This is a genomic window from Streptomyces sp. ISL-12 (assembly GCF_018614415.1).
Classification (GTDB): Bacteria; Actinomycetota; Actinomycetes; order Streptomycetales; family Streptomycetaceae; genus Streptomyces.
The window spans coordinates 61,185-87,003 of record NZ_JAGGOO010000048.1 but is presented as its reverse complement, the minus strand read 5'-3'; the positions used below and the strand labels follow the sequence as shown (position 1 = coordinate 87,003).

General features: G+C 71.7%; 20 protein-coding genes. 9 read left to right on the top strand and 11 right to left on the bottom strand.

From position 1 onward, the window contains the following. Positions 1–23 precede the first annotated feature (23 nt). The 4 genes from J7I94_RS14440 to J7I94_RS39525 all read right to left on the bottom strand — a co-directional run bounded on the left by J7I94_RS14440 (position 24) and on the right by J7I94_RS39525 (position 2,746). Positions 24–275 (bottom strand): DUF397 domain-containing protein, encoded by a 252-nt coding sequence (locus J7I94_RS14440; RefSeq protein ID WP_215167466.1) that lies wholly within the window; start codon positions 273–275, stop codon positions 24–26. After that, a complete protein-coding gene (locus tag J7I94_RS14435; protein WP_215167465.1) occupies positions 272–1,117 on the bottom strand; it encodes a helix-turn-helix transcriptional regulator in 846 nt (281 codons plus the stop codon). Before J7I94_RS14435 ends, J7I94_RS14440 begins: the two co-directional genes overlap by 4 nt. A gap of 209 nt (positions 1,118–1,326) precedes the next feature. After that, on the bottom strand, positions 1,327–2,004 hold the full coding sequence (locus J7I94_RS39000; RefSeq protein ID WP_285442576.1) for a histone-like nucleoid-structuring protein Lsr2: 678 nt from the start codon (positions 2,002–2,004) through the stop codon (positions 1,327–1,329). Between the two features lie 346 nt (positions 2,005–2,350). Continuing rightward, complete coding sequence (locus J7I94_RS39525) at positions 2,351–2,746, bottom strand: LuxR C-terminal-related transcriptional regulator (RefSeq protein WP_215167464.1); 396 nt, start codon at positions 2,744–2,746, stop codon at positions 2,351–2,353. A gap of 273 nt (positions 2,747–3,019) precedes the next feature. Here J7I94_RS39525 and J7I94_RS39335 point away from each other — a divergent pair, with 273 nt between their 5' ends. The 8 genes from J7I94_RS39335 (at position 3,020) to J7I94_RS14385 (ending at position 16,971) form a co-directional block, all read left to right on the top strand. Next, complete coding sequence (locus tag J7I94_RS39335; RefSeq protein ID WP_308114570.1) at positions 3,020–4,102, top strand: hypothetical protein; 1,083 nt, start codon at positions 3,020–3,022, stop codon at positions 4,100–4,102. After that, on the top strand, positions 4,066–4,533 hold the full coding sequence (locus J7I94_RS14415) for an ATP-binding protein (RefSeq protein ID WP_308114569.1): 468 nt from the start codon (positions 4,066–4,068) through the stop codon (positions 4,531–4,533). The genes J7I94_RS39335 and J7I94_RS14415 overlap by 37 nt, the downstream gene beginning before the upstream one ends. Then, complete coding sequence (locus J7I94_RS14410; protein ID WP_215167462.1) at positions 4,517–5,941, top strand: AAA family ATPase; 1,425 nt, start codon at positions 4,517–4,519, stop codon at positions 5,939–5,941. The genes J7I94_RS14415 and J7I94_RS14410 overlap by 17 nt, the downstream gene beginning before the upstream one ends. Beyond that, on the top strand, positions 5,938–6,582 hold the full coding sequence (locus J7I94_RS14405; RefSeq protein WP_215167461.1) for a DUF4276 family protein: 645 nt from the start codon (positions 5,938–5,940) through the stop codon (positions 6,580–6,582). The genes J7I94_RS14410 and J7I94_RS14405 overlap by 4 nt, the downstream gene beginning before the upstream one ends. A 243-nt stretch (positions 6,583–6,825) precedes the next feature. Continuing rightward, a complete protein-coding gene (locus tag J7I94_RS14400) occupies positions 6,826–10,749 on the top strand; it encodes a hypothetical protein (RefSeq protein WP_215167460.1) in 3,924 nt (1,307 codons plus the stop codon). Next, positions 10,749–13,478 (top strand): BREX-2 system phosphatase PglZ, encoded by a 2,730-nt coding sequence (pglZ, locus tag J7I94_RS14395; protein ID WP_215167459.1) that lies wholly within the window; start codon positions 10,749–10,751, stop codon positions 13,476–13,478. The genes J7I94_RS14400 and pglZ overlap by 1 nt, the downstream gene beginning before the upstream one ends. Then, the gene (gene brxD, locus J7I94_RS14390; protein WP_215167458.1) at positions 13,475–14,827 is read left to right on the top strand and encodes a BREX system ATP-binding protein BrxD; all 1,353 of its coding nucleotides are present in this window, start codon (positions 13,475–13,477) and stop codon (positions 14,825–14,827) included. Before pglZ ends, brxD begins: the two co-directional genes overlap by 4 nt. Then, a complete protein-coding gene (locus J7I94_RS14385) occupies positions 14,824–16,971 on the top strand; it encodes a DEAD/DEAH box helicase (RefSeq protein ID WP_215167457.1) in 2,148 nt (715 codons plus the stop codon). The genes brxD and J7I94_RS14385 overlap by 4 nt, the downstream gene beginning before the upstream one ends. 106 nt (positions 16,972–17,077) lie before the next feature. Here the strand turns inward: J7I94_RS14385 and groL are convergent, their stop codons facing one another. The 4 genes from groL to J7I94_RS14365 form a co-directional block, all read right to left on the bottom strand. Next, on the bottom strand, positions 17,078–18,703 hold the full coding sequence (gene groL / locus J7I94_RS14380; protein WP_215167456.1) for a chaperonin GroEL: 1,626 nt from the start codon (positions 18,701–18,703) through the stop codon (positions 17,078–17,080). A 116-nt stretch (positions 18,704–18,819) separates the two neighbouring features. Then, a complete protein-coding gene (groES, locus tag J7I94_RS14375) occupies positions 18,820–19,128 on the bottom strand; it encodes a co-chaperone GroES (RefSeq protein ID WP_019329594.1) in 309 nt (102 codons plus the stop codon). A gap of 249 nt (positions 19,129–19,377) precedes the next feature. After that, positions 19,378–20,082 carry a polysaccharide deacetylase family protein gene (locus J7I94_RS14370; protein ID WP_215167455.1) on the bottom strand — a complete coding sequence of 235 codons (705 nt, stop codon included), beginning with the start codon at positions 20,080–20,082 and terminating at the stop codon, positions 19,378–19,380. Beyond that, complete coding sequence (locus J7I94_RS14365) at positions 20,079–21,002, bottom strand: polysaccharide deacetylase family protein (protein WP_215167454.1); 924 nt, start codon at positions 21,000–21,002, stop codon at positions 20,079–20,081. Before J7I94_RS14365 ends, J7I94_RS14370 begins: the two co-directional genes overlap by 4 nt. Before the next feature lie 89 nt (positions 21,003–21,091). Between J7I94_RS14365 and J7I94_RS14360 the strand changes: the two genes are divergently transcribed. Next, positions 21,092–22,267, top strand: a complete 1,176-nt coding sequence (locus J7I94_RS14360; RefSeq protein WP_215167453.1) for a methyltransferase domain-containing protein — start codon at positions 21,092–21,094, stop codon at positions 22,265–22,267. A gap of 143 nt (positions 22,268–22,410) precedes the next feature. Here the strand turns inward: J7I94_RS14360 and J7I94_RS14355 are convergent, their stop codons facing one another. From J7I94_RS14355 to J7I94_RS14345, 3 genes are read right to left on the bottom strand one after another with little or no spacing between them, the layout of a single operon-like run. Then, positions 22,411–23,544: a hypothetical protein gene (locus J7I94_RS14355; RefSeq protein WP_308114568.1), complete on the bottom strand. Its 1,134-nt coding sequence runs from the start codon at positions 23,542–23,544 to the stop codon at positions 22,411–22,413. Then, positions 23,541–24,479, bottom strand: a complete 939-nt coding sequence (locus J7I94_RS14350) for a lactate dehydrogenase (protein ID WP_215167452.1) — start codon at positions 24,477–24,479, stop codon at positions 23,541–23,543. Before J7I94_RS14350 ends, J7I94_RS14355 begins: the two co-directional genes overlap by 4 nt. Further along, positions 24,476–25,573, bottom strand: a complete 1,098-nt coding sequence (locus J7I94_RS14345) for a phosphotransferase (protein WP_215167451.1) — start codon at positions 25,571–25,573, stop codon at positions 24,476–24,478. Before J7I94_RS14345 ends, J7I94_RS14350 begins: the two co-directional genes overlap by 4 nt. Between the last annotated feature and the right edge of the window lie 246 nt (positions 25,574–25,819).

The following is a 25,819-nucleotide window of genomic DNA, read 5'->3' as shown; positions in this document are numbered from 1 at the left end:
CAGCCGCCCCTCCAGTTCATACCTCAGCCGCGAGCGGCCATCCGTACGAACGCGTCCCACACGTCGAAGCCGACGGAGAGGAACGCCTCCGCCGGCCGCTTGGAGTCGCGTATCAGCACGGCCGCGCCCGCGTCCGCGACCTCGACGCAATCTCCACCGCTGCCCGAGCTGTAACTGCTCTTCGTCCAGGCGACCTCCACACACTGGCCGCCGTCACCCGCGCTGTAACTGCTCTTGACCCAGGCCGGCCCAGCTGTCTGATTCGTGTCCTTCACAACTCTCCCAACAGCTTCTCGATGAAGGCCAGGGAGTCGCTGGGAGTCAGCGCCTGCGCTCGGAGCACGCCGTACGTTGCTTCCAACGGACTGACCTTCTTGGGCTCGGAGTACAGGATGCTCGCTTCCTGTACCTCCATGTAGCCAATCCTGCGCTGGTCCGGGAGATGGATCAACGTGAAGGCGCCGCCGAGTCCCGCATGTTGGACGCGTTCGGTCGGCATGACCTGGATTTCGACGTTGCGCTCGTGCCCGAAGAGAAGGAGTTGTTCCAACTGGCCGCGCAGCACGTTGTGCCCTCCGACAGGGCGGCGTAGCGCCTGCTCCTCGATGACGAAGCTCAGTAGTGGAGCGGGGCGTCTGGCGAACAGCTTCTGCCTTTCCATTCGAGCAGCTACGCGCTGCTCGATGACCTCCTCGCCGAGCAACGGGCGCCACATGGTGAAGACGGCCCGCGCATAGTCCTCCGTCTGCAACAGGCCCTTGATCACATGATTGTCGTAGGCATGAAGCTCGGCCGCCTGGGCCTCCAGCTCCGCGTATCGCTGGAAGAACGACGGATACCGAGCCTTGGCCACCTCCTTCTTCATGGCCTTCAGCACGCCCCGCGCCCCCACCGCCCGGTCGATCGCGTCGATCAGGTCCGGCTTGGGAATCCGGCGCCCCTGCTCCACCGCCGCGACCTGCGCCTCGCTGTACCCGACCAGGGCGCCCAACTGCGCCTGCGTGAGCCCCGCCGCCTCCCGGAACAGCTTCACCTGGCACCCGAAGCACTTCAGGAACCCCCCGCGGGAGTCATCCAGCTCCATGCCGCCCGTGCCCGAGTCCGCGCCCGTGTCCATCCGCCGCGCCCCTTCGCATCCACTCAACCGCGCTCCGTAACCGGAGAGTAGAGCGGCAAGCAGGCCGTACGCAGCCCGATCGCTCTCGCTCAACCCTTACGCGTGGACATGCTTCGTCCGATACGGCCACCGCGGCCAGCGGTCTGTGCAACGGTCCCCGCCGCACCCCTTCCCAGGGCACCCAGGGGCGCACAGGGCACCCGGATGCGTCACTCCCCGCCTTGCGTGGCCCGCTCCCAAGCGTCACGGACTGCCGCGGGGATACGGCCCCGGAAGGGGACTTCGTAGCCGTTGGCGCGGGCCCACTCGCGGATGACGTCGGAATTGACGGGAGGTGCGGCCGGAGCGGCAAGTGGCACCCGGACCTCGTCGGCCGTCCGGGTGAAGCCGGTTTCTCCTTGCAGGAGATCATCGGGGAACTGCGGTACGACCGTTTCTCCGTTCAGTACGGAGACGAGGAACGCGGTCAAGGTTCCGTCGAAGGTGAACCAGCGGGGCCCACGGGCCTCGTTGATCGCGATCCGCCAGGAATCGGGCACCTCCGGCGGTTCGGTGATCCAGAAGAGGTACTCCCCGTTGTCGGTGTTCCCCATGAGGAAGAGGCGCTGCGGGTCGTACGGAACGGGGTGCGATCCCTGGGTGTAGTCCTTGTGGAGCTGGGCGCGGATCCTGGCCGGCATCGGCCCGGTCAGGTCGACGTAGTCGGACCGGGCGTGGGGGTGGAAGATCTGGAGGTAGCCGGCGAAGCGGCCAGGGCCGTAGACGGAGGCGAGTTCCTTGTAGTCCTCGGGAAGGCCCATGCCGAGCCGGGCCTCGACAGCCGCCCAGTCGATGGGGTTGGACGCCCCGACGGGCGGCGGGCAGAGTCGCGTCAGTGCCCTGCCCATCCCCCCGCGTCCTTCTTCGGAAGTGAGGCCGATTCGCCCACATCAGTACGGCGTATGCGTCATCTCGACCCTACCTGCCGTCATCACGTACGAGGCGCTCGTCGACGTCGGGGAGATGCTCGCCGCCGAACTGGTCACCCATGCCGTGCTGCACCCCAGGGGCTTGCTCCGCCCCCTGGGGGTGGCAGCCCCTCCCCCGGTTCGACAATCGGGGGAAGTACGCGTGGCGCGAGCCGGGTCAGCGAAAACCTTGAGCACATCCCCCTCCCCTGTCACCTCATCGCTCACTTGAGCAGCCGAAGGACATCAGCAGGCACAGTGCTCACGTTTTCCCGCCGACGGTACGTCACCCCGGCGTCACCCACCGGGCCTCGCAGGCGAACACCGCCACCCGGGTGCGGTCCCGCGGACCCAGTCCGACCAGAACGCGGCTGACGTGGGTCCTGATGATCGACCCGGCGACGACGAGGCACCCGGCGATCTCCACATTCGGCAGACCCCACGCGATCGGCACCAGCACCTCCGTCTTCCGGTCGGTCAGGTCGCCGTACGCCGCGTGTGCCGAAGGCATCACGCGCGGGACCCCGGAGAGTTCGAGAACTCGGCGCTCAGGCGGCGCGTGCCGCAGCATGTCACTCAGGGCCTCCTGGACGGTGCGGTACACCGGCGGCCCGGCACCGGACGGCAGTTCACGCACCGCGCCGGTCACCGCCTTCGAGACGTCGAGGAACGTGGCGCGCACGGTGGCCGGCAACCCGTCCAGATCGGCCTGCCCCGTCCACAGGAGTCGGCGCGCACCAGTTCCACAGCCCGGCAACGCGATGCGGCAAGCAGGCCCGGGCTTTCGGCGCGATGGACCACTCGCAGGTACGCGTCCGCGAGGGCATGGCCGTTCCCGCAGACAGCCGCTCACTTCACTCAACGCGCACGAGTCGGCACCGTCCGTGCGGTACGGTCGCCATGACAAAGCGGTCCCCGCGACGGTTGCAGCCGTTCGCGAGGACCTGGACCACCAGTGGAAAAGGCCTCCACCGTGATTTACCGGCACCATATCGCGCCCCCGCGCGCCTTCACCCAGTTCTCCCACGACCTCATCCGGCACCCCCGGCTGTCGTCCGACGCCGTACGCCTCCTCACCTGGCAGCTCTCCCTCCCCGAGGGCACCCGGGAGTCGCTGTCCCGTACCGCCGAGCGCGCCCGCATCGGCGCTACCGCCTTCACCCGGGCCAAGCGGCAGCTCAAGGAGGAAGGGTTCGTGCACGAGCGTCGCGTGCAGGGGCCCGGCGGTCATTGGATCACCCAACAGCTCGTGTCCAGTACGCCGTTGAACGCCGCCGAGGCCGCCAAGCTGCTGGCGCGGGCGCCTGTCGCCGTATCGCCGCAGGTCGTACCGAGTCCTCGAAAACCGGCCGTCGGTGCGCCGACACCCCCGCCGACCGACCGTCATCCAGATCAAGACCTCGGTGAGAACACCTCCCACCAACCCCCCGAACCCCCCGCGCGGGCGAGCGAAGAGGCCCGCGCCCTCGTCGCCGCCTTCCCCACCCTCTCCCCCGCCCTGAGCCACATCCCCCGCGCCATGCACGGCGAGCTGGCCGCGCTCACCGACCGCTGGCTCGCCGCCGGGCATCCGCCCACCGCCGTCCGCACGCACATCCTGCGCGGTCTCCCCGGCGACGGCGCCCCGGTCCATCGCCCCGGCGGCCTGCTGCGCTACCTCCTCCGGGAGGTGCCGCCCGTGCCGGACCAGCATCCCGGCATTCCCGGACCGCAAGCCGCACCCGCGACCTCCTCCCGGCTCTCCGCCCTCCGCGAGTGCGAGGGCGACCACGTGCAAGCCACCCTCTTCCGGCCCGTCGGTGACGAGACACGCTGTACGCGCTGTACGGAAACACCGCCCGCCCCTACAGAACCGGGCCGTCTGGCCGTGCCCCCTGGTCAGGAGGGCGGTCCGGCCGCGACCTTCGACGCATGGACACCCTCCGCACTTCCCCCTTCACCCTGCGCTTCTCCCCCACGCCCCGCGGCGCCCGGCTCGCCCGGCGGCTGGCCTCCCAGCGGATGGACGCCTGGGGCTGGACGTACGGCAGCGCGGTGAACGACACCGTCGAACTGATCGTCGCCGAGCTGGCCGCGAACGCCGTCACGCACGGCCGGGTGCCCGGCCGGGACGCCGAACTGCGTCTGCTGACCCTCCCGGACCCCGGACTCGTACGGATCGAGGTCAGCGACGCACGCGGGGAGTGCCTGCCCCGGCTGACGGACGGCGCCCCCGATGAGGACAGCGGACGCGGCCTGCTGCTGGTGGCCGCGCTCGCCGGAGCCTGGGGCGTGGCCGAGCGGGCCGGCGGGCCCGGGAAGACGGTGTGGGCGGTCGTCGCCGTACGGGCCGGTGCCCTGCCGCCGCCCGGCAGCCGCTCACCAGCCCCGTCACCGGCCACGTCGGGACATATGCTGCTGACGACGCTGACCGTGCCGGAGCGCGCACCGGCCGGACCGCCTGGGAGGACGGATGCTCACACGGCTTGAGGTCGACGGATTCAAAAACCTGCTGGACCTGACCGTCGAGCTGGGCCCGTTCACCTGTATCGCGGGAGAGAACGGGACAGGCAAGTCCAACGTCTTCGACGCCATCCAGTTCCTGAGCCTGCTCGCCGACCGGCCCCTCATGGAGGCCGCGCAAGAGGTCAGGGGCACGCATGGCGAGCGGCACGGTGACGCGCGGGACCTCTTCTGGAACGGGTACGACCGCGGGACGCATCGGATGCGGTTCGCGGCGGAGATGCTCGTGCCGCCGGAGCCGGTGGAGGACGACTTCGGCCGGCCCGCCGTACCGACGACCTCCTTCCTGCGGTACGAGCTGGAACTCGGCTACCAGCCCCCGCAGGGTGCGGAGAAGATCGGCAGGCTCTCCCTGCTGCACGAGAGCCTGCGGCACATCAAACAGGGTGACGCACGGGCCCGGCTGCGTTTCCCGCACGCCAAGGCACGCTTCCGTGACGCCGTGGTCACCGGCCGGCGCTCGGGTGTCTCCTACATCTCGACCACGGCCGAGGGCACGGAGTCCGTGATCCGCATCCATCAGGACGGGGGCAGCCGCGGCCAGCCGCGGCCCGCGGCGGCGTCCCGGGCCCGTGCCACGGTCGTGTCGACGGTGAACACGAGTGACGACCCCACCATCCTGGCGGTACGGCGGGAGATGCAGTCCTGGCGCCGTCTCGCCCTGGAACCGTCCGCGCTGCGCAGCTCCGACGGATACACCGACCCGAGGGCGATGGGGCCCAACGGGCTGCACCTGCCCGGCACGCTCTTCCGTATCGCGCTGCACACCGCGTCCGACGATCCCGACCAGGTCTACTCCCGGGTCGCCGGCCGCCTGTCCGACCTCTCCGGTCTCCAGGTGCGCACGCTCGACGTGCAGGAGGACGACGTACGGGAGCTGCTCACCATCCGGCTGCACGAGATCAGCGGCATGGTGCTCCCCGCCCGTAGCCTCTCCGAGGGCACGCTGCGGTTCCTCGCCCTGTGCGTCCTCCTGGAGGATCCCGAGATCCGTGGCCTGGTGTGCATGGAGGAACCGGAGAACGGCATCCACCCGGCCAACCTCTCGGCGATGGTGAACCTCGTGCGTGACCTGGCGGTCGATCCCCAGGAAGCCCCGGGCGACGACAACCCGTTCCGCCAGGTACTCATCAACACTCACTCCCCTGGAGTAGTCCAGCTCGTGGACTCCCAGGATCTGCTGTTCGCCGACACCTCGGCCTACCGGTCGCGGAACGGGCAGGTGACCAGGCGACTGCGGCTGCGCCCGCTGGCGGGCACGTGGCGAGCCGCCGACGGAACCGGTGACTACGTCACCAAGCTCGACATCCTTCCCTACCTGGAGGCACCGCCGGAATCCCAGCTCGCCTTCGACATGGACGGACGTGTCGCATGACCGTGCGCGTCCTGTTCCTGAGCGAGGGCACCAGTGACCAGGGACTGGTGAGCCATGTGGAGGGAATCGCGGCCGACCTCGGGGTGCCGGTGACAGTGAGCGCACCGGACCTGCGCTGGCTTCGCCTCCCGGCGGGGCACTCCGTCACGGACAAACTGCGTACCACGCGGGACCTGGGCGGTGCCTATGACCTGGCGGTGATCCAGCGCGACGCCGACCGCGGTGCGCCGGAGGTCCGCAGGACGGAGATCGCGGACGCCGTCGGTGACGTCTGGCCGGGGCTGGCGCACGTGCCGGTCGTGCCCGTCAGGATGCTTGAGGCCTGGCTGCTCCTCGACGAGCAGGCCATCCGCGAGGTCGCCGGAAACCCGCGCGGACGCCTGCCTCTCGACCTGCCGACGGCGGCGTCCGCGGAGCGCGTCGCCGATCCGAAGCAACGCCTCAAGGACACGATCGCGACGGCCAGCGGCTGCAAGGGACGGCGTCTGGCGGAGCTGAACCAGCGCTTCCCGAAGAACCGGCACCGACTGCTCGACCTGCTGGACCGTCACGGCCCGGTGAGCGAGGTCACGTCATGGCGCACGTTCGTGGCGGAACTGTCCACCGCGCTGCGTACCGTCGTACCCGGCGGTTCCATGTAGCCGGTGTCTCCCGAGCAGCCGGTGCTCCGGCGCCGGCACGCGCCGGAGCGCGGGGAACCCGCCGTGCGTACCGTACGGCGGACCGTGACCGTTCGGTCACTGCGCAGTCCGGGTGTCAGTGGGAGCTGGCAGGATTGAGGAGGTGTTCGTCAGGGGCGCAGGGACCGGTGCTCGCGCGGACGCCTTCGATGTCCCGGCCCGGAGGGGGTGGCCGGGCGGATGTGTGGGGAGCGGGAGCGGAAGATGGCCAGAGGCGGCGACACGGTCGTGCTGAGAGATGTCCTCGACATCAAGGAGGACATCCTCTCCGGCGACTTCAAGGTCGAGTTGTCCGAGGGGTTCGCGGGCACGGCCGCGGGCGGCGTCGCGGAGTACGTGGTCACGCCCCAGCTCCAGGGCGAGTTCGACAAGGCGCTCGGGCTGGTCAAGGGCGCCGTCACGAAAAAGCGGTCGTACGCCGCGTATCTGCACGGCTCGTTCGGCGCCGGTAAGAGCCACTTCCTCACGGTGCTGCACGCCGTCCTCCAGGGTGACCCGGCCACCCGGACCAAGCCGCGGCTGCGTGAGGTCATCGCCCGGCACGACGAGTGGCTGCGCGGGCGGAAGTTCCTGATGGTGCCGTACCACCTGGTCGGCCGGGCCAACCTGGACGAGGCCCTGCTCGGCGGCTACGTGCGGACGGTGCGGGAGCTGCATCCGAACGCCCCGACGCCGACGGTGTTCCGCTCCGACGCGCTGCTGGTCGACGCGCGGCGCACCCTGCTCAGCCTCGGTGAGGACGCGTTCGTGCGATGGCTGGGCGAGGGCGGCGCCCAGGAGCCGGCGGCCGTGGACGACGACGAGGAAGAGCTGAAGGTCATCGGGGCCGGCGGGGGCTGGGGGCCCGGCGAGCTGGACGCCGCGTTCGACGCGCCGGCCGGTGACGCGCGCCGGGAGCGGCTGGTGGCCGCGCTGCTCAGCGGGCCCATGCGGTCGTACGCGGAGAGCGTGCGCGGTGACGCCGCGAAGTACCTGCCGCTGGAGGACGGCCTCGACGCGATCAGCCGGCACGCCAAGTCGCTCGGCTACGACGCGCTGGTCCTGTTCCTGGACGAGCTGGTGCTGTGGTTGCAGGCCAACATGCGGGACCGTTCGTTCGTCAACAGCGAGATCCAGAAGCTGGTCAAGCTGATCACGTCCGGGGAGACGGACCGGCCCGCGCCGATCGTGTCGTTCATCTCCCGTCAGCGTGACCTGTCCCAGCTCGTCGGCTCCGATGTGCTGGGGTCCGACGTGAAGGCGATGGAGCAGGCCCTCGAATACCTCAACGAGCGGTTCGACACGGTCGACCTGGAGGACCGCAACCTCCCGGAGATCATCAAGGAACGGGTGCTGAAGCCGCTGCCCGGCAAGGAGCCGGTCCTGGAGAGCGCCTTCGCCGGGATCGACCGGTCCAACCAGCAGGTGAAGGACATCCTGCTGGACGGAGGCGGCGCCACCCAGGCCGACTGGGACGACTTCCGGGCGGTCTACCCGCTGTCCCCGGCCCTGCTCAACGTCCTGGTGGCGCTCTCCGGCGCCCTCCAGCGCGAGCGGACCGGTCTCAAGCTCGTCCAGCAGCTCCTGGAGAAGAACGCGGGCGCGGCCGTCGGGCAGCTCATTCCGCTGGGCGACCTGTGGGACGTGCTCGTCGACGGCACGGGCGCGGCGTTCACCGACAAACTGAAGAGCGAGTCCGAGGCCGCCGTGAAGTTCTACGGCAAAGCCCGCGCACATCTGCTGGAGAAGTACGGCTCGGAGACGCACACCGACTTCCGGGCCGACGACCGGTTCGTGAAGACGCTGCTGCTGGGCGCGCTCGCGCCGGACGTGCCCGCGCTGCGGCGGCTGACGGGGGCCCGGCTCGCCGCGCTGAACCACGGCTCGGTGCGCTCGCGGACCGTGCCCGCCGGTGACGTGGTGGTCCGGCGGATGCGGGACCTCCAGGCCGCTTTCCCGTCCGAGGTGCGCTCCGACGGCGAGGCCGACCCCGTCTTCTCGCTGCACCTGTCCGACCTGGACATCGAGCCACTGCTCGACGCCGTCGCCGACGAGGACAAGGCGGGCGTGCGCCGGGTGTGGCTGCGCGACCGTCTGTGGGAGGCGATCGGTGTCCGCGACGGGCAGCTCGTCCCCGAGAAGGAACTCGTCTGGCGGGGCACCCGGCGGGTCGCCGAGTTCGTCTTCGGCAACGTACGGGACCGCGGTGACCTGCCGGACGAGCAGTTCCAGCCCGCGACCACGGGCAACGTGCGGTTCGTCGTCGACTATCCCTTCGACGACGGCGACCACTACCCCAGCGACGACTTCCACCGCGTCGAGGCGCTGAAGCAGGACGGGGTCACCGCCCCGACCCTGGTGTGGCTCACCGACTTCTTCTCCGACCAGCGCCGGGCACAGCTCGGCCGGCTGATGCGGATCAACTTCCTGCTGGAGCGGGACCGGCTCACCGACTACACCGGCACGTTTCCGCCGGACGACCGCGCCAAGGTCCGGCGGCAGCTGGAGGTGGCCCGCGACACGCTCACCGACCAGCTCACCGGCGCGCTCGCCGAGGTGTACGGGCTGGCCAGGCCGACGGACTCCAACCCCGGTCCCGAGGTGCCGGACGGCCGGCATGTGCTGTCCCTTCAGCCGGAGTTCGCCCAGCCCCGCGAGGAGGGCGGCAAGGGCTTCGAGGCCAACGTGCAGCATCTGGCCGACGGCATGTTCTCCGCGCTGTACCCGAAGCACCCCGACTTCGGGTCGGACCGCAACGGTCAGCGCAAGGCCGTCACACCGGCCGAGCTGCGCACGGTACTGGAGTGGATCACCAAGGCGATGGACGAGGGCGGCCGAGCCCAGAACGTCGACAGTCACCATCTGAAGATCGTCAAGCGGATCGTGGAGCCCCTGGAGCTGGGCACTGTCCACGACGGTCCGCTGGTCATGCGCAAGGACTGGCGCGTCCGCATCAACCAGGCGGCCGCAGCGCACAAGCAGCGCGGCGATCTCTCCGTCGACGACATCCGCACGTGGATCACCAAGGACCTCGGCTACGGCGGGCTGGACAAGCTGACCTGCAACCTCCTCATCGCCGCCTACGCGCTGCTGGACGACCGGGCGTGGGTGTACCAGGGCGGCCCCGAGCGGGAGGCGCCCGCGCTGCACGAGATCGGCCACGGCTGGTCGCTGCGGTCCCAGCCGCTGCCCAGCGACGAGGAGTACGCGGCGGCCCGGGACCGGGCGGCCCGGCTGCTCGGTGTCTCCGCCAAGCCGAACCTGTACGCCCGGAACGTCAACCGGCTCGCCGAGGACGTCCGGGCGCGTGCGGAGAGCTGGGAGAAGGACGTAGCCGGAGTGCGCGCCTCGCTGGAGCGGCACGCGGCGCTGCTCGGGCTGGAGGCCCCGGGAGGTGCCGGGGAGCCGGCCACCCGGACTGTCGTCCTGCGCGAGGCCGCCGCCCTGCTCGCCCGGCTGACCCGGCACGGCAGTGACGCGACCGCGCTGGTAAGGGAGTTGGCCTCGGCCTCGTACACGGCTTCGGAACGTGACCTGAACACCGCCATGGGGAGTGCGGCCGAGGTGCTGCGCGCCCTGGACGACACCGCGTGGGCCGTCCTCGGCAACGTACGCGGGCTCACCGCGCGCGAGGACGGCGTGGGCGACCGGGCACGGCGGCTCTTCGACGAGATCGCGCTGGCCGCGCGGGCCTCCGAGTTCGAGCGGTCGCTGGTGCCGGTGCTCGGGGACGCCGGGGAGAAGGCCAACGCGATCATCAACGCGGCGCTCCAGGTGGAGAACGTGTTCGCGCCGCGGCCGGCACCGGCACCAGCCCCGGGGCCGCAGGACGTGCCGGTCAGCGAGCCCGAGGTGGCGACGCATCACCCGCAGGGCGGGACGTCCGAGCCGGCGGTGCCCTCGCCGCAGACGCCGGTGCGGCCCGGTGCGGCCGTCGAGCAGGACAGGCCGGTGCCCGCCCCGCGTTCCGGGCGTCGCCTCAGCGCCGAGGGTGCCACGCCGTTGGAGGAGCGGCTGGCCGGTGAGCTGGCGGGCGTGCGGGACGACGTCCGGGCGTACCTGGCCGCCCACCCGGGTGCCACCGTGGAGATCCGCTGGGAGCCGGTCGAGGCCGGCGAGGACGGTCGCGTCGCCGGTGAGGCCCGCTGATGGCCGCCCGGCCCACCGCTGGGCGGCGTGCCATCGAGGTGCTGCTGGAGGCCGAGCTGCCGCGGGCGGAGGGGCGACGGCTGGTCCTGGTCGACGCCGTGTGGGGTGGCGGGGAGGAGGAGCGGGAGTTCGCGGTGCGGGCCGACGGCACCACCTACCGCGTCCACGTCACCGACCAGGACTCGCCGCTGGGGATCGCCGACGCCTGGCGGCAGCACACCGCCGACACCGCCGCGGGCGCGGACAGCGTCCTCGTCGTCACCGGTCACGTCCCGGCCGACCAGCTCGGCTGGGACCTGCGGGGGCACGCGGTGCGGCGGCGGCCGCTGGCCGTCGAACGGGCCGGGATCGTCAAGCAGTTGTTCGGCGCCGGTGATCTCGACACCCGGATGGTCCGGGAGAACTGGCTGCTGGACGCGCTCCTTGAGGCCGAACCCACCGGCGGGTGGCCCCGGGTGGGCTCCGTACTCACCAGGGACCGGGCGCTGCGCGCCCTGCTCGCCGCCCGGGTCGGTCTCGGTGAGACCAGCGACGACTCCCTGGACCTGGACGCCGAGACCCTCTTCGACTGGAGCCGTACGCCGGCGGGTCCACGACGGTTCGCGGAGCTGCCGGAACCGGAGCGGGCCGGGCTGGCCGAGTGGCTGGCGGAGGTGACCGGACCGGCCGCCGCCACCCTGCTCGCGCTCGCCGCCGACGGGCGCGGCGGTGACGCGCTTCCGCTGGGCGCCCTCGCCTCGGCCGCCCTGGCCTGCCCGTCCGCCGCCGACGCGGGGTTCGCCCTGGGCACCCTCTTCGGACAGGCGCTTTCCACTTTCGACGCGCTCACGCCGTACGCGGCGGCCGCCACCGGTGTTCTCACCCGCTGGATCGCGCAGGCGGAGGCGGGCGGCGGCGCCGGAGCCGACGCCCGGGCCCGCGTCCTGGCCGTGCTGGAACGTGCCGACCAGCTCGCCGGGACCGCGCAACTGACCGGGCTGCTCGCCGGAGACGGACTGCTGCCCTCCGGCTACCGGAACCGGCTCCGGACGCTCGCCGCCGCCCTCGACGGGTCCCCCGGGCCCGCGCAGGCCGCGCTGCGGGACCTGGCCGGTCACCAGTTGGCCGGCATCCACGCCGACTCCACCGAGCGCGCCCGTACCGCCGTACGCCTCCTGCGCTGGCTCGACCAGCCACAGCCCGTACCCGGCTCCGTCGGCCCGAGCGTCCGGCACCACCTGGAGTCCACCGGCTGGGCGGACCTCGCCCTCGGCATCCTCGCGGAGGGCGACGCCTCCCGCGACAGCGAGGTCGGTGAGGCGTACCACCGGCTGATCAGCCGGGTCCAGGAGCGGCGCAGACGGCTCGACGAGGATTTCGCGGCTCTCCTGGCGACCTGGACGGAGACCGCCTCCCAGCCGGCACCGAACGGCGCGCTGCTGATCGAGGACGTGCTCGCCGAGGCCGCCGCCCCGCTCGCCCGGGAAGGCGGCCGTCCGCTGATCGTGGTGCTGGACGGCATGAGCGCCGACGTGGCCGTGGAACTCGCCTCCGGGCTGGACCCCCGGGCCTGGACCGAGATCGTCCCCACCGCGCCGGCGGGACGGCGCCCCGGCCGTCTCGCCGCCGTCGCCATGCTGCCCACAATCACCCGGGTCAGCCGGGCCTCGCTGCTGAGCGGAGCACCGGCCGAGGGCGGCCAGGACGTGGAACGGGCCGGGTTCACCACGTTCTGGAAACGCCGGCGCCGCGAGTCGGTGCTCCTCCACAAGGGCGGCTACGAGGGGACGGCCGGGCACCGGCTCGCCCCCGAGCTGCTCAGCGCCCTCGCCGACGACACGAAGATCGTCGGTGTGATCGTCAACACCATCGACGACGCGCTCGCCGACGGCCGCGAGGGCGGACGGGCGCGCTGGCGCATAGGGGACATCGCGCGGCTGGCCGATCTGCTCGACGCCGCCCGGGGCGCGGGCCGGCCGGTGCTGCTCGTGTCGGACCACGGTCATGTCCTGGACCGCAGTCCGCGCGCGACCGGTCCCACCGCCGCCGAGGAGGTACGAGGTGCCCGCTGGCGCAGGGGGCCCGCGCAGGCCGGAGAGGTGGAGCTGGCCGGACCGCGGGTGCGGGCCGAGGGCGGACGGCTCACCGCCGCCTGGCGTGACGACCTGCGGTACACGGCACGCCAGGCCGGGTACCACGGCGGTGCCTCGCTCGCCGAGGTCTGTGTCCCGGTCCTCGCCTTCGTGCCGTCCGGCAGCGACATCCCGGCCGGGTGGACCGCTCTGCCCGCGGAGAGCACCGCGCCCGACTGGTGGCACGGCACCGACACGGCATCCGCGCAGGAGCCCGTACCGGCGTCCCGGGGCAAGGGTGCCCGCAGGCAGCAGCCGCAGTCGGAGGGGCTGTTCCCGCAGCCGGGGCACGGCTCGGCCGGTGACCGGACGGTACGCAGCAAGGCGTTCGAGACCCAGCGCGAGTTCGTCCGCAACGCGCCGGGCAACACGGCCGTGGCCGCCGCGCTGGACGCGCTGCTCGCCGCCGGCGGCAAACTCTCGCCTGCCGCCGTCGCCGCCGCCGCCCAGGCCGCCACCGGCAAGTCCGAGCGCAATCCGCAACGGTTCGTGACCATGCTCGAACGGCTCCTCAACATCGACGGCTACCCGGTGCTCCAGCTCGTGGAGTCCGGCCGCACCGTCCACCTCGACAGGGAACTGCTGCGCCAGCAGTTCCCGGAAAGCGCCGCACCGTGAGCACTCCGCCTCCCGACGCTTCCGGCACACCCGCCCTCAGTGCCGCCCGCGCCCGCGATGTCGTCGACGCGCTGCGCCGCGGCACCGTGCCGCAGCAGGGACTCGGGCTGTTCGCCGTCGGCCTGGACCGGTTCGCGGACGCCCTGGACGACGATCTGGCGACCTCCGCGCGAGGCGGCTCCGCCTTCCATGCCCTGCGCGGCGAGTACGGCTCCGGGAAGACGTTCTTCGCCCGCTGGCTCGCGGAACGGGCCAAGCGGCGCGGCCTGGCCGTCAGCGAGGTCCAGATCTCGGAGACGGAAACACCGCTGCACCGCCTGGAGACCGTCTACCGGCGGCTCACGGAGCGGCTGGCCACGTCCACGCACCCCGCCTCCGCACTGCGTGCCGTGATCGACTCCTGGTTCTACGCGCTGGAGGAAGAGGTGCTCGCCACCGACCAGGTGGACGAGGACGACGAGGCCGCTCTCGCCCGCGGCGTGGACGAACTGCTGGAACTCCGTCTCGCCGAGGTGGCCCGGACCACGCCCGCCTTCTCGGCCGCGCTGCGCGGCTACCGGGCGGCGGTGGCCGACGGTGACGGAGCGCGCGCCGAGGCGCTGATCGCGTGGCTCGGCGGCCAGAAGTCCGTGGCCGCCTCCGCCAAGCGGGCCGCGGGAGTACGCGGCGACCTCGACCACTTCGCCGCACTCGGCTTCCTCCAGGGACTGCTCACCGTGCTGCGGGACTGCGGACACCCCGGCCTGCTGCTCGTCCTGGACGAGGTGGAGACGCTGCAACGGGTGCGCGGTGACGTGCGGGAGAAGTCCCTGAACGCACTGCGCCAGCTCCTCGACGAGATCGACGCGGGGCGCTTCCCGGGCCTGTTCCTGGTGATCACCGGCACTCCGGCGTTCTACGACGGGCAGCAGGGCGTACAGCGGCTCGCGCCCCTCGCCCAGCGGCTGGCCACCGACTTCACCACCGATCCCCGCTTCGACTCCCCACGCGCCGTCCAGCTCCGCCTGCCCGGCTTCGACCTGGCGTCCCTCGGCGAACTGGGCCGCAAGGTACGGGGGGTGTACGGCACCACGGCACGCAATCCCGAGCGGGTCGCCGCACGCGCCGACGACGCCTATCTCGACGAACTGGCACGCGCGGTCACCGGCTCCCTGGGCGGGAGGACCGGGATCGCTCCCCGCCTGTACCTGCGCAAGCTGGTCGCCGACGTCCTGGACCGCATCGACACCTTCGACGACTTCGATCCCAGACGTCACTACACCCTGACCCTGGACACCGCTGAGCTGGACGAGGTGGAACGCAACGCGGCGGCCGTGCGTGCTGGAGACGTGCATCTGGAGCTGCCGTGAGCGCCTCGGAGGCACTGGACCTGCTGGACCCGATCCTCACGCACCACATCGTCAACACGCTCGGCTGGCGGTCCCTGAGGCCCCTCCAGGAGGAGGCGATCGGTCCCCTGCTGGCGGGCCACGACGCCGTGCTCCTGGCTCCCACCGCCGGTGGCAAGACCGAGGCCGCCGTCTTCCCGTTGCTCTCCCGGGCCCAGCGGCAGGGCTGGAAGGGCACCGGCATCGTGTACGTGACTCCGCTCAAGGCACTGCTCAACAACCTGCACCCGAGGCTGGAGACCTACGCGAGCTGGGTGGGCAGGACCGCCGAGCTGTGGCACGGCGACATCGCGAGCAGCAGACGCCGCCGGGTGCTGGCCCAGCGGCCGGACGTGCTGCTCACCACGCCGGAGTCGCTGGAGGCGATGCTGGTCAGCACCCATGTCGACCACCGGACCTTCTTCTCCGGGCTGCACAGCGTCGTCGTCGACGAGGTGCACACCTTCGCGGGCGACGACCGGGGCTGGCACCTGCTCGCCGTACTGGAGCGGCTCCAGCGGATCGCCGGGCGGCCGTTGCAGCGCGTCGGGCTGTCCGCCACCGTCGGCAATCCGCAGGAGCTGCTGGGCTGGCTCCAGGGATCGGGCGCCGGGAAACGGTCGGGCACGGTCGTCTCCCCTGGCGTGCCCCTGCTGGCGACCGAAGCTGGAAACGCCTCCGCGGGTCCGCCCCCGGGCGACATCGAGCTGGACTACGTCGGCTCGGTCCCCAATGCCGCGACGGTGATCGCGGCTCTGCACCGGGGCGAGAAACGTCTGGTGTTCTGCGAGAGCCGCCGCACCGTCGAGGAACTGGGTGAGCAGCTGAGGCTCCGGGGCGTCACCACGTTCCTCTCCCACGCCTCTCTCTCTGCCGATGAACGGCGGCGTGCCGAGCAGGCGTTTGCCGAGGCCCGGGACTGCGTGATCGTGTCGACCAGCACCCTGGAGCTGGGCATCGACGTGGGAGATCTGGACCGCGTCATCCAGCTCGACGCGCCCGCCACCGTCGCCTCGTTCCTCCAGCGTCTGGGCCGCACCGGGCGCCGTCCAGGGACACGGCGCAACTGCCTCTTCCTCGCCGTGCACGACGCGGGATTCCTGGCAGCCGCGGCCTTGTTGCTGGCCTGGTCGCGCGGCTGGGTGGAACCGGTGACCGCGCCCGCCGACCCCCGCCACCTCGTCGCCCAGCAGATCCTCGCGCTGTGCCTGCAGGAACACCGGGTGGGCGAGAACCTGTGGCCCGAGTGGTGGGGCGGGCTCGAGCCGTTCGGCAAGGCCGCGGTTCCTGTGATCCAGCACCTCGCGGAACAGGGCTATCTGGATCGTGACGGAGGCACCCTGTTCATCGGGCCGGAGGCCGAACGACGGTTCGGACACCGGCACTTCATGAACCTGACCGCATCCTTCACAGCGCCACCGGAGTTCACGGTGTTCAACGGGCGTACGGAGATCGGCCGTACCGACCCGGACCTGCTCACCGAGGAAGTCGAAGGCCCGCGCAAGCTGCTGCTGGCAGGACGTAGCTGGCTGGTCACCTACATCGACTGGCGGCGCAGGCGCTGCTTCGTGGAACCAGCGGACGAGGGCGGACGGGCCAAGTGGAGCGGTTTCGGCCCGGACCGGGTGCGGTCGCGCACGCTGACCCGCGCCGTTAGAGAGATCCTGCTCGGCGTCGACCCACCCGTCGTCCTCACTCGACGGGCCCAGGCGAAACTGGCCGAGGCGCGGGACACCCACCGGGACGTGGTGCACCCGGCCGGAAATGTCATCACACGGCGGGGTGACAGCGACGTCCGGTGGTGGACCTGGAGCGGTCACCGGGCCAACGCTACGCTGGCCGCGTCTCTCCCCTCCGTTGTCCTGCGGCATCGGCACGTCGACGACCGGTTCGTACGGCTGCGCGACGACGTGACACCGCGGACCTGGCGGACCGCCGTGGCGGATGCCGGTAGCGGTCTCACCTTGCCCGAGGCGGATGTGCACGCCGTGAAGGGCCTGAAGTTCGCCGAAGCCCTTCCGCCGCGCCTGTCGGAGGCCACGTTGGCGGCGCGCATGGCGGACCTCGAAGGAGCCCGGGCCTCACTGACGGAACCGGTGCGTTTCCTGACGGACACCACGGGCTGACGCGGTTCGCCCGGCGACTACCGCAGAGCACTGACGACCGGACCCGGGAACGCCGGTGCCCGGCACCCCCGCAGGGGTTACCGGGCACCGGAAGGCTCGCGCAGCCTCAGTGGGCGTGGCCGTGGCTGTGGCCCGCGGCGGCCGGCTCTTCCTCTTCCTTCTTCTCGACGACCAGGGTCTCGGTCGTCAGGAGGAGGGAGGCGATGGAGGCGGCGTTCTCCAGGGCGGAGCGGGTGACCTTCACCGGGTCGATGACGCCGGCCTTGACCAGGTCGCCGTACTCACCGGTGGCGGCGTTGAAGCCCTGCCCCTTCTCCAGCTCGGCGACCTTGGAGGTGATGACGTAACCCTCCAGGCCGGCGTTCTCGGCGATCCAGCGCAGCGGCTCGACGGCGGCGCGGCGGACGACCGCGACACCCGTGGCCTCGTCGCCGGTCTTGCCGAGGTTGCCCTCCAGGACCTTGACGGCGTGGACCAGGGCGGAGCCACCACCGGAGACGATGCCCTCCTCGACCGCGGCGCGGGTCGCGGAGATGGCGTCCTCCAGACGGTGCTTGCGCTCCTTCAGCTCCACCTCGGTGGCGGCGCCGACCTTGATCACGCACACGCCGCCGGCCAGCTTGGCGAGGCGCTCCTGGAGCTTCTCGCGGTCCCAGTCGGAGTCCGTGGCCTCGATCTCGGCCTTGATCTGGTTGACGCGGCCCTCGACGTCGGCCTTGTCGCCGGCACCGTCGACGATGGTGGTGTCGTCCTTGGTGACGGTGATGCGGCGGGCGGTGCCGAGCACGTCCAGGCCGACCTGGTCGAGCTTGAGGCCGACCTCCTCGGAGATGACCGTGGCGCCGGTGAGGACCGCCATGTCCTGGAGCATCGCCTTGCGGCGGTCACCGAAGCCGGGGGCCTTGACGGCCACCGCGTTGAAGGTGCCGCGGATCTTGTTGACGACCAGGGTGGAGAGGGCCTCGCCCTCGACGTCCTCGGCGATGATCAGCAGCGGCTTGGAGGAGTTGGCCTGGATGACCTTCTCCAGCAGCGGCAGCAGGTCCTGGATGGAGGAGATCTTGCCCTGGTTGATCAGGATGTAGGCGTCCTCCAGGACGGCCTCCATGCGCTCCTGGTCCGTGACGAAGTACGGCGACAGGTAGCCCTTGTCGAAGGCCATGCCCTCGGTGAAGTCCAGCTCCAGACCGAAGGTGTTGGACTCCTCGACAGTGATGACACCGTCCTTGCCGACCTTGTCCATCGCCTCGGCGATCAGCTCGCCGACCTGGCTGTCCTGCGCGGACAGCGCGGCGACCGCGGCGATGTCGGACTTCTCGTCGATCGGGCGGGCGGTGGCGAGAAGGTCGTCGGAGACCGCCTTGACGGCCGCGTCGATGCCCTTCTTCAGCAGCGCCGGGGAGGCACCGGCGGCGACGTTCCTCAGGCCCTCGCGGACCAGCGCCTGGGCCAGGACCGTGGCGGTGGTGGTGCCGTCACCCGCGATGTCGTTGGTCTTGGTCGCCACCTCCTTCACCAGCTGGGCGCCCAGGTTCTCGTACGGGTCCTCGATCTCGACCTCACGGGCGATCGTGACACCGTCGTTGGTGATGGTGGGGGCACCGAACTTCTTGTCGATGACGACATTGCGGCCCTTGGGACCGATCGTCACCTTCACCGTGTCAGCGAGCTTGTTGACGCCGCGCTCGAGGGCGCGACGGGCGTCCTCGTCGAACTTCAGGATCTTCGCCATGGGAGCGTGAGCCCTCTTCCGGAATGTGGGTTAACGACGCTGCGCCCCGGGCGCCCGGCTTCTTGGTGGTGGCGGGGGCCAGGGGCGCAGCTGAAAAGCGATGTGCTTCGGGTGAATTACTTCTCGACGATCGCGAGGACGTCGCGGGCCGAGAGGACGAGGTACTCCTCGCCGTTGTACTTCACCTCGGTGCCGCCGTACTTGCTGTAGAGCACGACGTCACCGACGGAGACGTCGAGCGGAAGACGGTTGCCGTCCTCGAAGCGGCCCGGGCCCACGGCCAGGACGACGCCCTCCTGGGGCTTCTCCTTGGCAGTGTCCGGAATGACCAGGCCCGAGGCCGTGGTCTGCTCGGCGTCGAGCGGCTGGACCACGATGCGGTCCTCGAGCGGCTTGATGGCAACCTTGGAGCTGGCGGTCGTCACGATCCGACCTCCCCCTTCGGAGATCTCACGGGGTTAACTGTCTGAGGTGGCGACCAGGTCGATCCGTCGTCGCGGGTGCCGGACCTGCCCGTCGCGTTGTTGGCACTCTCCTGGGGGGAGTGCCAGACCTGAGACTATGACCGCGATTAGCACTCGGTCAAGCGGAGTGCCAATGCCGGCGGCGCGTCGGCGGGGATTCGCCGGTGGGCGCGGTTTCTGCGAGGTCCCGGCGTGAGCGTCGCCGGGACGTCACAGGTAGTCCTCCAGGCGTCCCACCCTCAGCCCCTCCCCTTCGATCTGCCGCAGCACCCGCTCCGTACGCTCCGTCAGGGACGCCCCCTTCGGGCGGTCCGGGTCGACGGCGATGATGTCGCCGGGGCGCAGGCGGGGCTCGCCGTGGGTGAAGGTCAGGGCGCCGGTCGCGTCCGGGGCGGCCCGCCACAGGACGACCGCCGTGATGCCGCAGCCGGCGGCGGCCCGCAGGGTCGCCGTGTCGTAGCGGCCGTAGGGCGGGCGGAAGAGCCGGGGGCGGACGCCGAAGCGGGACTTCAGCTTGCGCTGCTGGCCGCAGATCTCGGCGCGCTGACCGGCGTAGGGCAGGCCCCGCAGGGCGGGGTGGTCGAGGGTGTGGTTCTGCAGGCTCGCGCCGACCGCGCGCAGCCGCGCGAAGTGGCCGTACGCCGGTCCGGCGACCTTGTCGGTGAGGAACAGGGTGACCGGCAGCCGCCGGTCGCGGACGAGGGCGGGGAAGCCGGGGTCGCGTTCGGCGCCGTCGTCGTAGGTGAGGAAGACGACGCGGTCGCGGGTGGGGACGTGGTCGACGACGGGCGGCAGGTCGCCTGCCGGGCCCCCGCCCGTTCCGGGACCCGCCGCGGGGGCACGGGCCGTGGCGCAGGCGGTGAGCAGGGCGGCGGCCAGGGCGGCTCCCGCCGTGGCCGCCCGGCGCCGCCTCACAGGTAGTCCTCCAGGCGGGCCACCGCGTATCCCTCGGCGGTGATCTTGTCCAGGAAGCGGCGGACCATGTCGCGCATGGTGCCGTCCCAGTCCTTCGTGCCGCGGAAGTGGGTGAGGACGATGTCGCCCGGGTGGATCTCGCGGTCCCACTCGCGGTAGTCCCAGTGGTCGGCGAAGACCTCCTCGTTCCACAGCGGGACGTGCGTGATGCCGCAGCTCTTGGCGGCGACCAGGGTGTCCTGGTTGTAGTTGCCGAAGGGCGGGCGGAAGACGGCGGGGCGCTTGCCGTACTGCTTGCGGATCACCTCCTGCATGCCGCAGATCTCGCGCTTCTGTTCGGCGTAGGAGAGGCCGGGCAGGTAGGGGTGGGTGAGGGTGTGGTTGTTCAGGGTGACGCCGCGGGCCTGCATCTTCTTGAAGTAGGCGTAGTCGTCCTTCACCAGGTAGTCGCTGAGGAAGGCGGTGTACGGGACCTTCAGGTCGCTCATCATCTTCAGGAAGCGGCGGTCCTTCTCGCCGCCGTCGTCGATGGTGAGGAAGACGATCTTCTCCTTGGTCGGGACCGTGGTGAAGACCGGCGGGAGGCCGCGTTCGGCGTGGTCGTCGACCTCGAAGCCGTCGCGGGTGGGGATCTCCGGTTTCTCGGCCGGGGACGGGGGCGGGGGCGCGGGCAGCGGGGCCCGCTTCAGCCCCCAGCGCTTCGCCGCGGCGTGCGCGGCGCGCAACTTGCTCGCGTAGGCGTCCAGCGCGCGGGCCGGGGGCGCCTTGAGGGGCTGGCCGGCGGCGGGCCGCACCTCGGAGGAGCCCAGCGCACAGCCCGGGACGAGAGTGGCGACGGCGAGCACGGCGAGACCGCCACGGACGCGCGCCCCCCTCCTGCGACGTACCCGATTTTTGTCATTTTGTACTACTGCTCGCATGGTGCCGGATCCTCGCAGCCGCCGGACCGTCAGCCCGCCCGACACGCGACCGGAGGTGAACGGTCCACCGCCTGGCCCACAATGGCCCGGTGAACGACCTCGACGCCCTCCTCGCCCTCGACACCCCCGCCGGCCGCGACCTGCTCGACCAGGTGCGCGACACCGATCCCGCCGAGGAGCTGGCCGTCGCCACCCGGCTGCGCCGCACCCACCCGGCCGACCTCGTCTCGGCGGCCCTGGGCCAGGCCCGGCTGCGGCAGCGGGCGGTGGCGAAGTTCGGGGCCGAGGACGCCGGGCGGATGTTCTTCACGCCCAACGGGGTCGAGCAGTCGACGCGGGCGAGTGTCGCCGCGTACCGCGCCCGGCGCTTCACCGCACTGGGCGTGACCTCCGTCGCCGACCTGTGCTGCGGGATCGGCGGGGACGCGATCGCGCTGGCCCGGGCCGGGATCAGGGTGCTGGCGGTGGACCGGGACCCGGCGACGGCCGCCGCGGCCCGCGCCAACGCCGAGGCGCTGGGGCTCGACGGGCTGATCGAGGTGCGGGAGGGGGATGTCGCGGAGGTGGAGACCAGCGGGTACGACGCGGTCTTCGTCGACCCCGCCAGGCGCGGCGGCCGGGGCCGGATCTTCGACCCCGAGGCCTACTCGCCGCCCCTGTCGTGGGCCGTGCGGGCGGCCCGTACGGCGTCCCGGGCCGCCGCGCTGAAGGTGGCGCCCGGCATCCCGCACGAGGCGGTGCCCGACGGCGCCGAGGCCGAGTGGATCTCCGACGGCGGGGACGTCAAGGAGGCGGTGCTGTGGTTCGGCACCGAGCCGGGCGCGGTGCGGGCGACACTGCTGCCGGGCCCGCGCACCCTGCTCTCCCGCCGGCTGCTCGACCCGGACGTCCGCACGCCCGGCCGGTACCTCTACGAGCCGGACGGCGCCGTCATCCGCGCCCATCTGGTCGCCGAGGTGGCCGACCAGGTCGGCGGCGGACTGCTCGACGCGACGATCGCCTACGTCACGGCGGACGAGCTGCGGCCGACGCCGTACGCCACGGCGTACGAGATCACCGATCTGATGCCGTTCAACGTCAAGAAGCTGAAGGCGCTGCTGCGGGAGCGCGGCGTCGGCACGCTGACCGTGAAGAAGCGCGGCTCGGCCGTCGAACCGGAGGAGCTGCGCCGCAAGGTCAAGCCCCAGGGGCCGCACGCGGCGACCGTGTTCCTGACCCGGGTGGCTGGGGCGCCGACGATGCTGCTCGGGCATCCGGTCCGCTGACGGCACTCCCGCGTCCACCAGTACTCCAGCAGCACTTCAATGCCTGACCCGGGGGACGGCGAGCAAGGCTGCCCCGTCCGCGAGAACACGGCCGGGGCAGCAAGAAGGCGCGGCGCGCACCTCGCCGTACACCTCGCCGCGTGTCAGGCGCAGCCAGTCACCTTCGCCAGGACGTCGGCGTTCCCTTCGACATCGTGACCGAGGACGACCGCGTGGTGAGGGAGCTCCGCCAGGAGGTGAAGCACCTCGTGCCGGGCGTCGGCCGCGCCACCTCCGTCGACCCGGGCGAGCTCGAAGACGTCGGGGTACCGGTCCTCGGTCCTGCCCGACATGAAGTCGCTGTCGGTCAGCCCGCGCCCGTCGCCGTCCTCGGCGGCCGGGACGGCCCCCTGCTCGGTCCTCGGGAACACCAGGGCGCCGGCGACCCCGCCCGTGGCGAGCGGCACGCCGAACCAGCTCGGGAACTGATCGGGGAAGACCTGTGCTTTCAACTCCTTCCCGCCCTCCCACAACGGCTCGCGGCGGCCGGCGCGCAGCGCTTCGGTGACACGGCCGTCCTGCGTCGGGTGCAGCGCCTCCCCGCTTTCCAGCCGCTCCTGCACCACCTCGAACCAGCCGAGGCCGTCGAGCAGACCCAGGCCGAGCGCGGCGGCCGACGGCCAGGGCAGGACGTCGACGCCGCCCCTGCGGTTCCGGCGGACGAAGACCCGGTCATTGGCCAGCAGCGCGAGCCCCCGCCGAGCGGCGAGCACGAGCGCTGTCGTCGTCTTGCCGGCGCCCTTCTGACCGAAAGTGAGGATGACCCGCCCTTCGTGGACGACGGCCGACGCGTGCAGCACCGACCAGCCCGCTCTCAGCAGCGTCCCCCGCATCACCTCACGGGCCAGGCGGGCGGTCGCCGTCGCGACCGGCTCGGTGGCGCAGCCGATGACCGTCAGGCGCCCGACCGCGGGCTCGGACCGGTAGGCCAGCGCCTCCTCCGGTGAGACGCCGCGGATCACGCCGGCGGCCTCGTCGCGGGCGAGGAGGAGCCGCGCCTTCGCGTGGACGGCGCTCGTGTGGGGCCTCTGCGTGACCTCCAGGGCGGCGTCGGCGTACGCGCCGGGGCTCACCTGGGCAACGACGACGGGGCCCGTACAAACGCTTTCCGGGGCTACCTCCGAGGCCTTCCACCACTGCCCGAAGTAGCGGGCCGTCCAGTCGGTGACGGCGCGCTCGGCGGACACGACGGTCACGGCCGCGCCGGCGGCCTCAAGGCGTACAGCGTGAGTGGTCACGACGGATTCCTCTCCGACGGAAGCGGTTGCGGCGGGATGCCGCTCACCATCTGGTAGGCAGCGCGGAGTTTGCCGCGGGCGGCCTCCAGCTCGCCGGCCTCGACCGGGTCGAGCGGAGGCATGGACGGTACGGGTTCGCCCCGGGTGAACCGCAACGGGATTCCGAGGAAGTCGTCCCCGTACCCGGTCGACAGCTCGGTCACCCCGTCCTCGACAGCGAGGGCGAGGCGGAGGGCGGTGACGACGGCCCCGGCCGGTCCGGAGCGGGTGCGGCCGATGCCGGCGTTGATCCGGCCGGGCCGCTGGGTGAGCTCGTCCCTGATCGCCCGGATCGCTCGACGGGGGACCGGGACGGGCTCGTCGTTGACGGTGGTCGACGAGGCGCACACCACGGCCGCCTCGCCATGCTCGCCGATCACATGCCCCTTCACCTCGGCGACGGGGACGCCGAGCAGCCGGGCCAGGGTGAGCCGGTACCGGGCGGTGTCCAGGCCCGAGCCGATGCCGAAAACCCGTCGGCAGTCGGAAACCTCTGCGAAGCGGCGGGCCATCAGGTCGACCGGGTTGGTCACCATCAGCACCGTGCCGGTGTACCCGTGCAGCTCGCAGGCGAGCGTGCCGATCAGTTGCGCGTTCGCCCGCGCCCCGCCCATGCGAACGTCGGTGCCTCGGGTGTTGACGAAGCTCGCTCGCACGGCGATGACGACGGCCTCGCAGTCCCTCAGGTCGCCGGTCGCCGCGGCGATCGGACGTACGGGCGAGCCGACCGCGGTCTGCATATCGGCGAGATCGTCGGCCAGGGCGCCCGACTGCTCGTCGGTACGCGAGGCAACGAGCAGCCGACCTCCTACGCCGGCGGTCACGAGCGCTCCGCCGACGGCCTGCCCGACAGCACCGCTGCCAACGAGGCCGACGGCCATCGGCACGGACGTCATGAGGCGACCGCCCACGCACGAACAAGAGCACGCTCCCAAGGACCCCGCCCGGCCGGCCGTTCGGCGAGGTCGGCACTCACCTCGTCGACGAGCCGACACACCGGGACGGCGCGGTCGACGAGGGCCAAGGCGACGCCGGGCAACGGCAGGACCGCCGGCGCGGACAGGTAGGTCGCGAGGATGTTGACCGTGTCCATCATCCAGAGCGTCAGCAGGCCGCGTTCCCAGGCGCTGCGCTCCCGGCCGGCCTGCCGACCGGCCTGCTGCTCGGTGAAGGCCCCGATGCCCTCGACGACCTGACGCGCCGTCTCGAGGTCAGGTCGTCGGGCGGCGAGCAGGAGAACGGTTCGGCTGATCATCTTCGCGATGTCGACCATCGGGCTCGCACGGAACATGCCAGGGTCGAGCAGCACCGGCCGCTCGTCGGGCCCATGCGTGAAGAGCACGTGCTCGGGTTTCAGATCCCCGTAGGCCAGGGACGTCCCTACCGAGCCAGGCAGCGCCACCCGCAGCTTCCGCAACCGCACGACACTGCGTCGCGCGAGCTCGATGACCTCGGCCCGCGCCCCCGGCTCGCACCGCTCCGCTCCGAGCCTGTCGAGGTAGGTCTCGCCGGACAGGCCGTTGAACTTCCGCAGGAAGGTCCCCGCGATGCTGCGCTCGCCGATCGCGCCACCAAGGGCGAGGCGGTGGGCGGCGCCCGGCCGGTGCAGCGGGCGCAGCTCGTCGAAGGTGCGGACGAGCAGGGCGCAGGTGTCGGCCGGCCGCGTGAGCAGCACCTCCCCCAGGGACGGACCGGTGACCGGCTCGGTGAAGATGACGCCCTCCCTCACTCCGGCGACGGTGCACACCTGGGGCCGGTCCATCTCGGCGAGGACCTGGAGTTGCGCGGCCTCGCGCGTCATCAGTCCGTCAAGCTGCATGGCGTACGCCCGCTGAGCCCGGCGGACAGCGGGCCATGGGCCACAGGCACCCCGGAGCAGGGAGACAAGAGAGACGCCCAGGATCGAGGTCTTCGCGTACAGGATCCGGTCCCCGACGCGGGTCTGGTGCACGTATCCGGTGGTGCTCGGGATGTGACGTTCCAAAGTCACGGCTTCACCGGGCCATATGTCCGCGGCAGTGCGGTGGACTTGAGCGCAGGCGTGGCCGAAGACCTCGGCCAGATCCGGCGGGGCGAGGTCCGGGCGAGTTGAGACAGCATCGACATTGACGGTCACGAACGCCTCCCTGGAAGAGGTTTGGATAACCCCGGCGTACTGGGTTGAGCAGCACGGCCGGGACGGCGAACAGGGTGGACCCCGGGCGCACCGCGCGATACGTCCAGGGCCCGTTCCTCC

What these genes read in the sequence shown, in the direction of transcription:
- J7I94_RS14435 (WP_215167465.1), bottom strand. Translation starts at nt 1,117, where the DNA reads ATGGACACGGGCGCGGACTCGGGCACGGGCGGCATGGAGCTGGATGAC.
- J7I94_RS39000 (WP_285442576.1), bottom strand. Translation starts at nt 2,004, where the DNA reads ATGGGCAGGGCACTGACGCGACTCTGCCCGCCGCCCGTCGGGGCGTCC.
- J7I94_RS14415 (WP_308114569.1), top strand. Translation starts at nt 4,066, where the DNA reads ATGGACGCCTGGGGCTGGACGTACGGCAGCGCGGTGAACGACACCGTC.
- J7I94_RS14410 (WP_215167462.1), top strand. Translation starts at nt 4,517, where the DNA reads ATGCTCACACGGCTTGAGGTCGACGGATTCAAAAACCTGCTGGACCTG.
- J7I94_RS14405 (WP_215167461.1), top strand. Translation starts at nt 5,938, where the DNA reads ATGACCGTGCGCGTCCTGTTCCTGAGCGAGGGCACCAGTGACCAGGGA.
- J7I94_RS14400 (WP_215167460.1), top strand. Translation starts at nt 6,826, where the DNA reads ATGGCCAGAGGCGGCGACACGGTCGTGCTGAGAGATGTCCTCGACATC.
- pglZ (WP_215167459.1), top strand. Translation starts at nt 10,749, where the DNA reads ATGGCCGCCCGGCCCACCGCTGGGCGGCGTGCCATCGAGGTGCTGCTG.
- groL (WP_215167456.1), bottom strand. Translation starts at nt 18,703, where the DNA reads ATGGCGAAGATCCTGAAGTTCGACGAGGACGCCCGTCGCGCCCTCGAG.
- J7I94_RS14365 (WP_215167454.1), bottom strand. Translation starts at nt 21,002, where the DNA reads ATGCGAGCAGTAGTACAAAATGACAAAAATCGGGTACGTCGCAGGAGG.
- J7I94_RS14350 (WP_215167452.1), bottom strand. Translation starts at nt 24,479, where the DNA reads ATGACGTCCGTGCCGATGGCCGTCGGCCTCGTTGGCAGCGGTGCTGTC.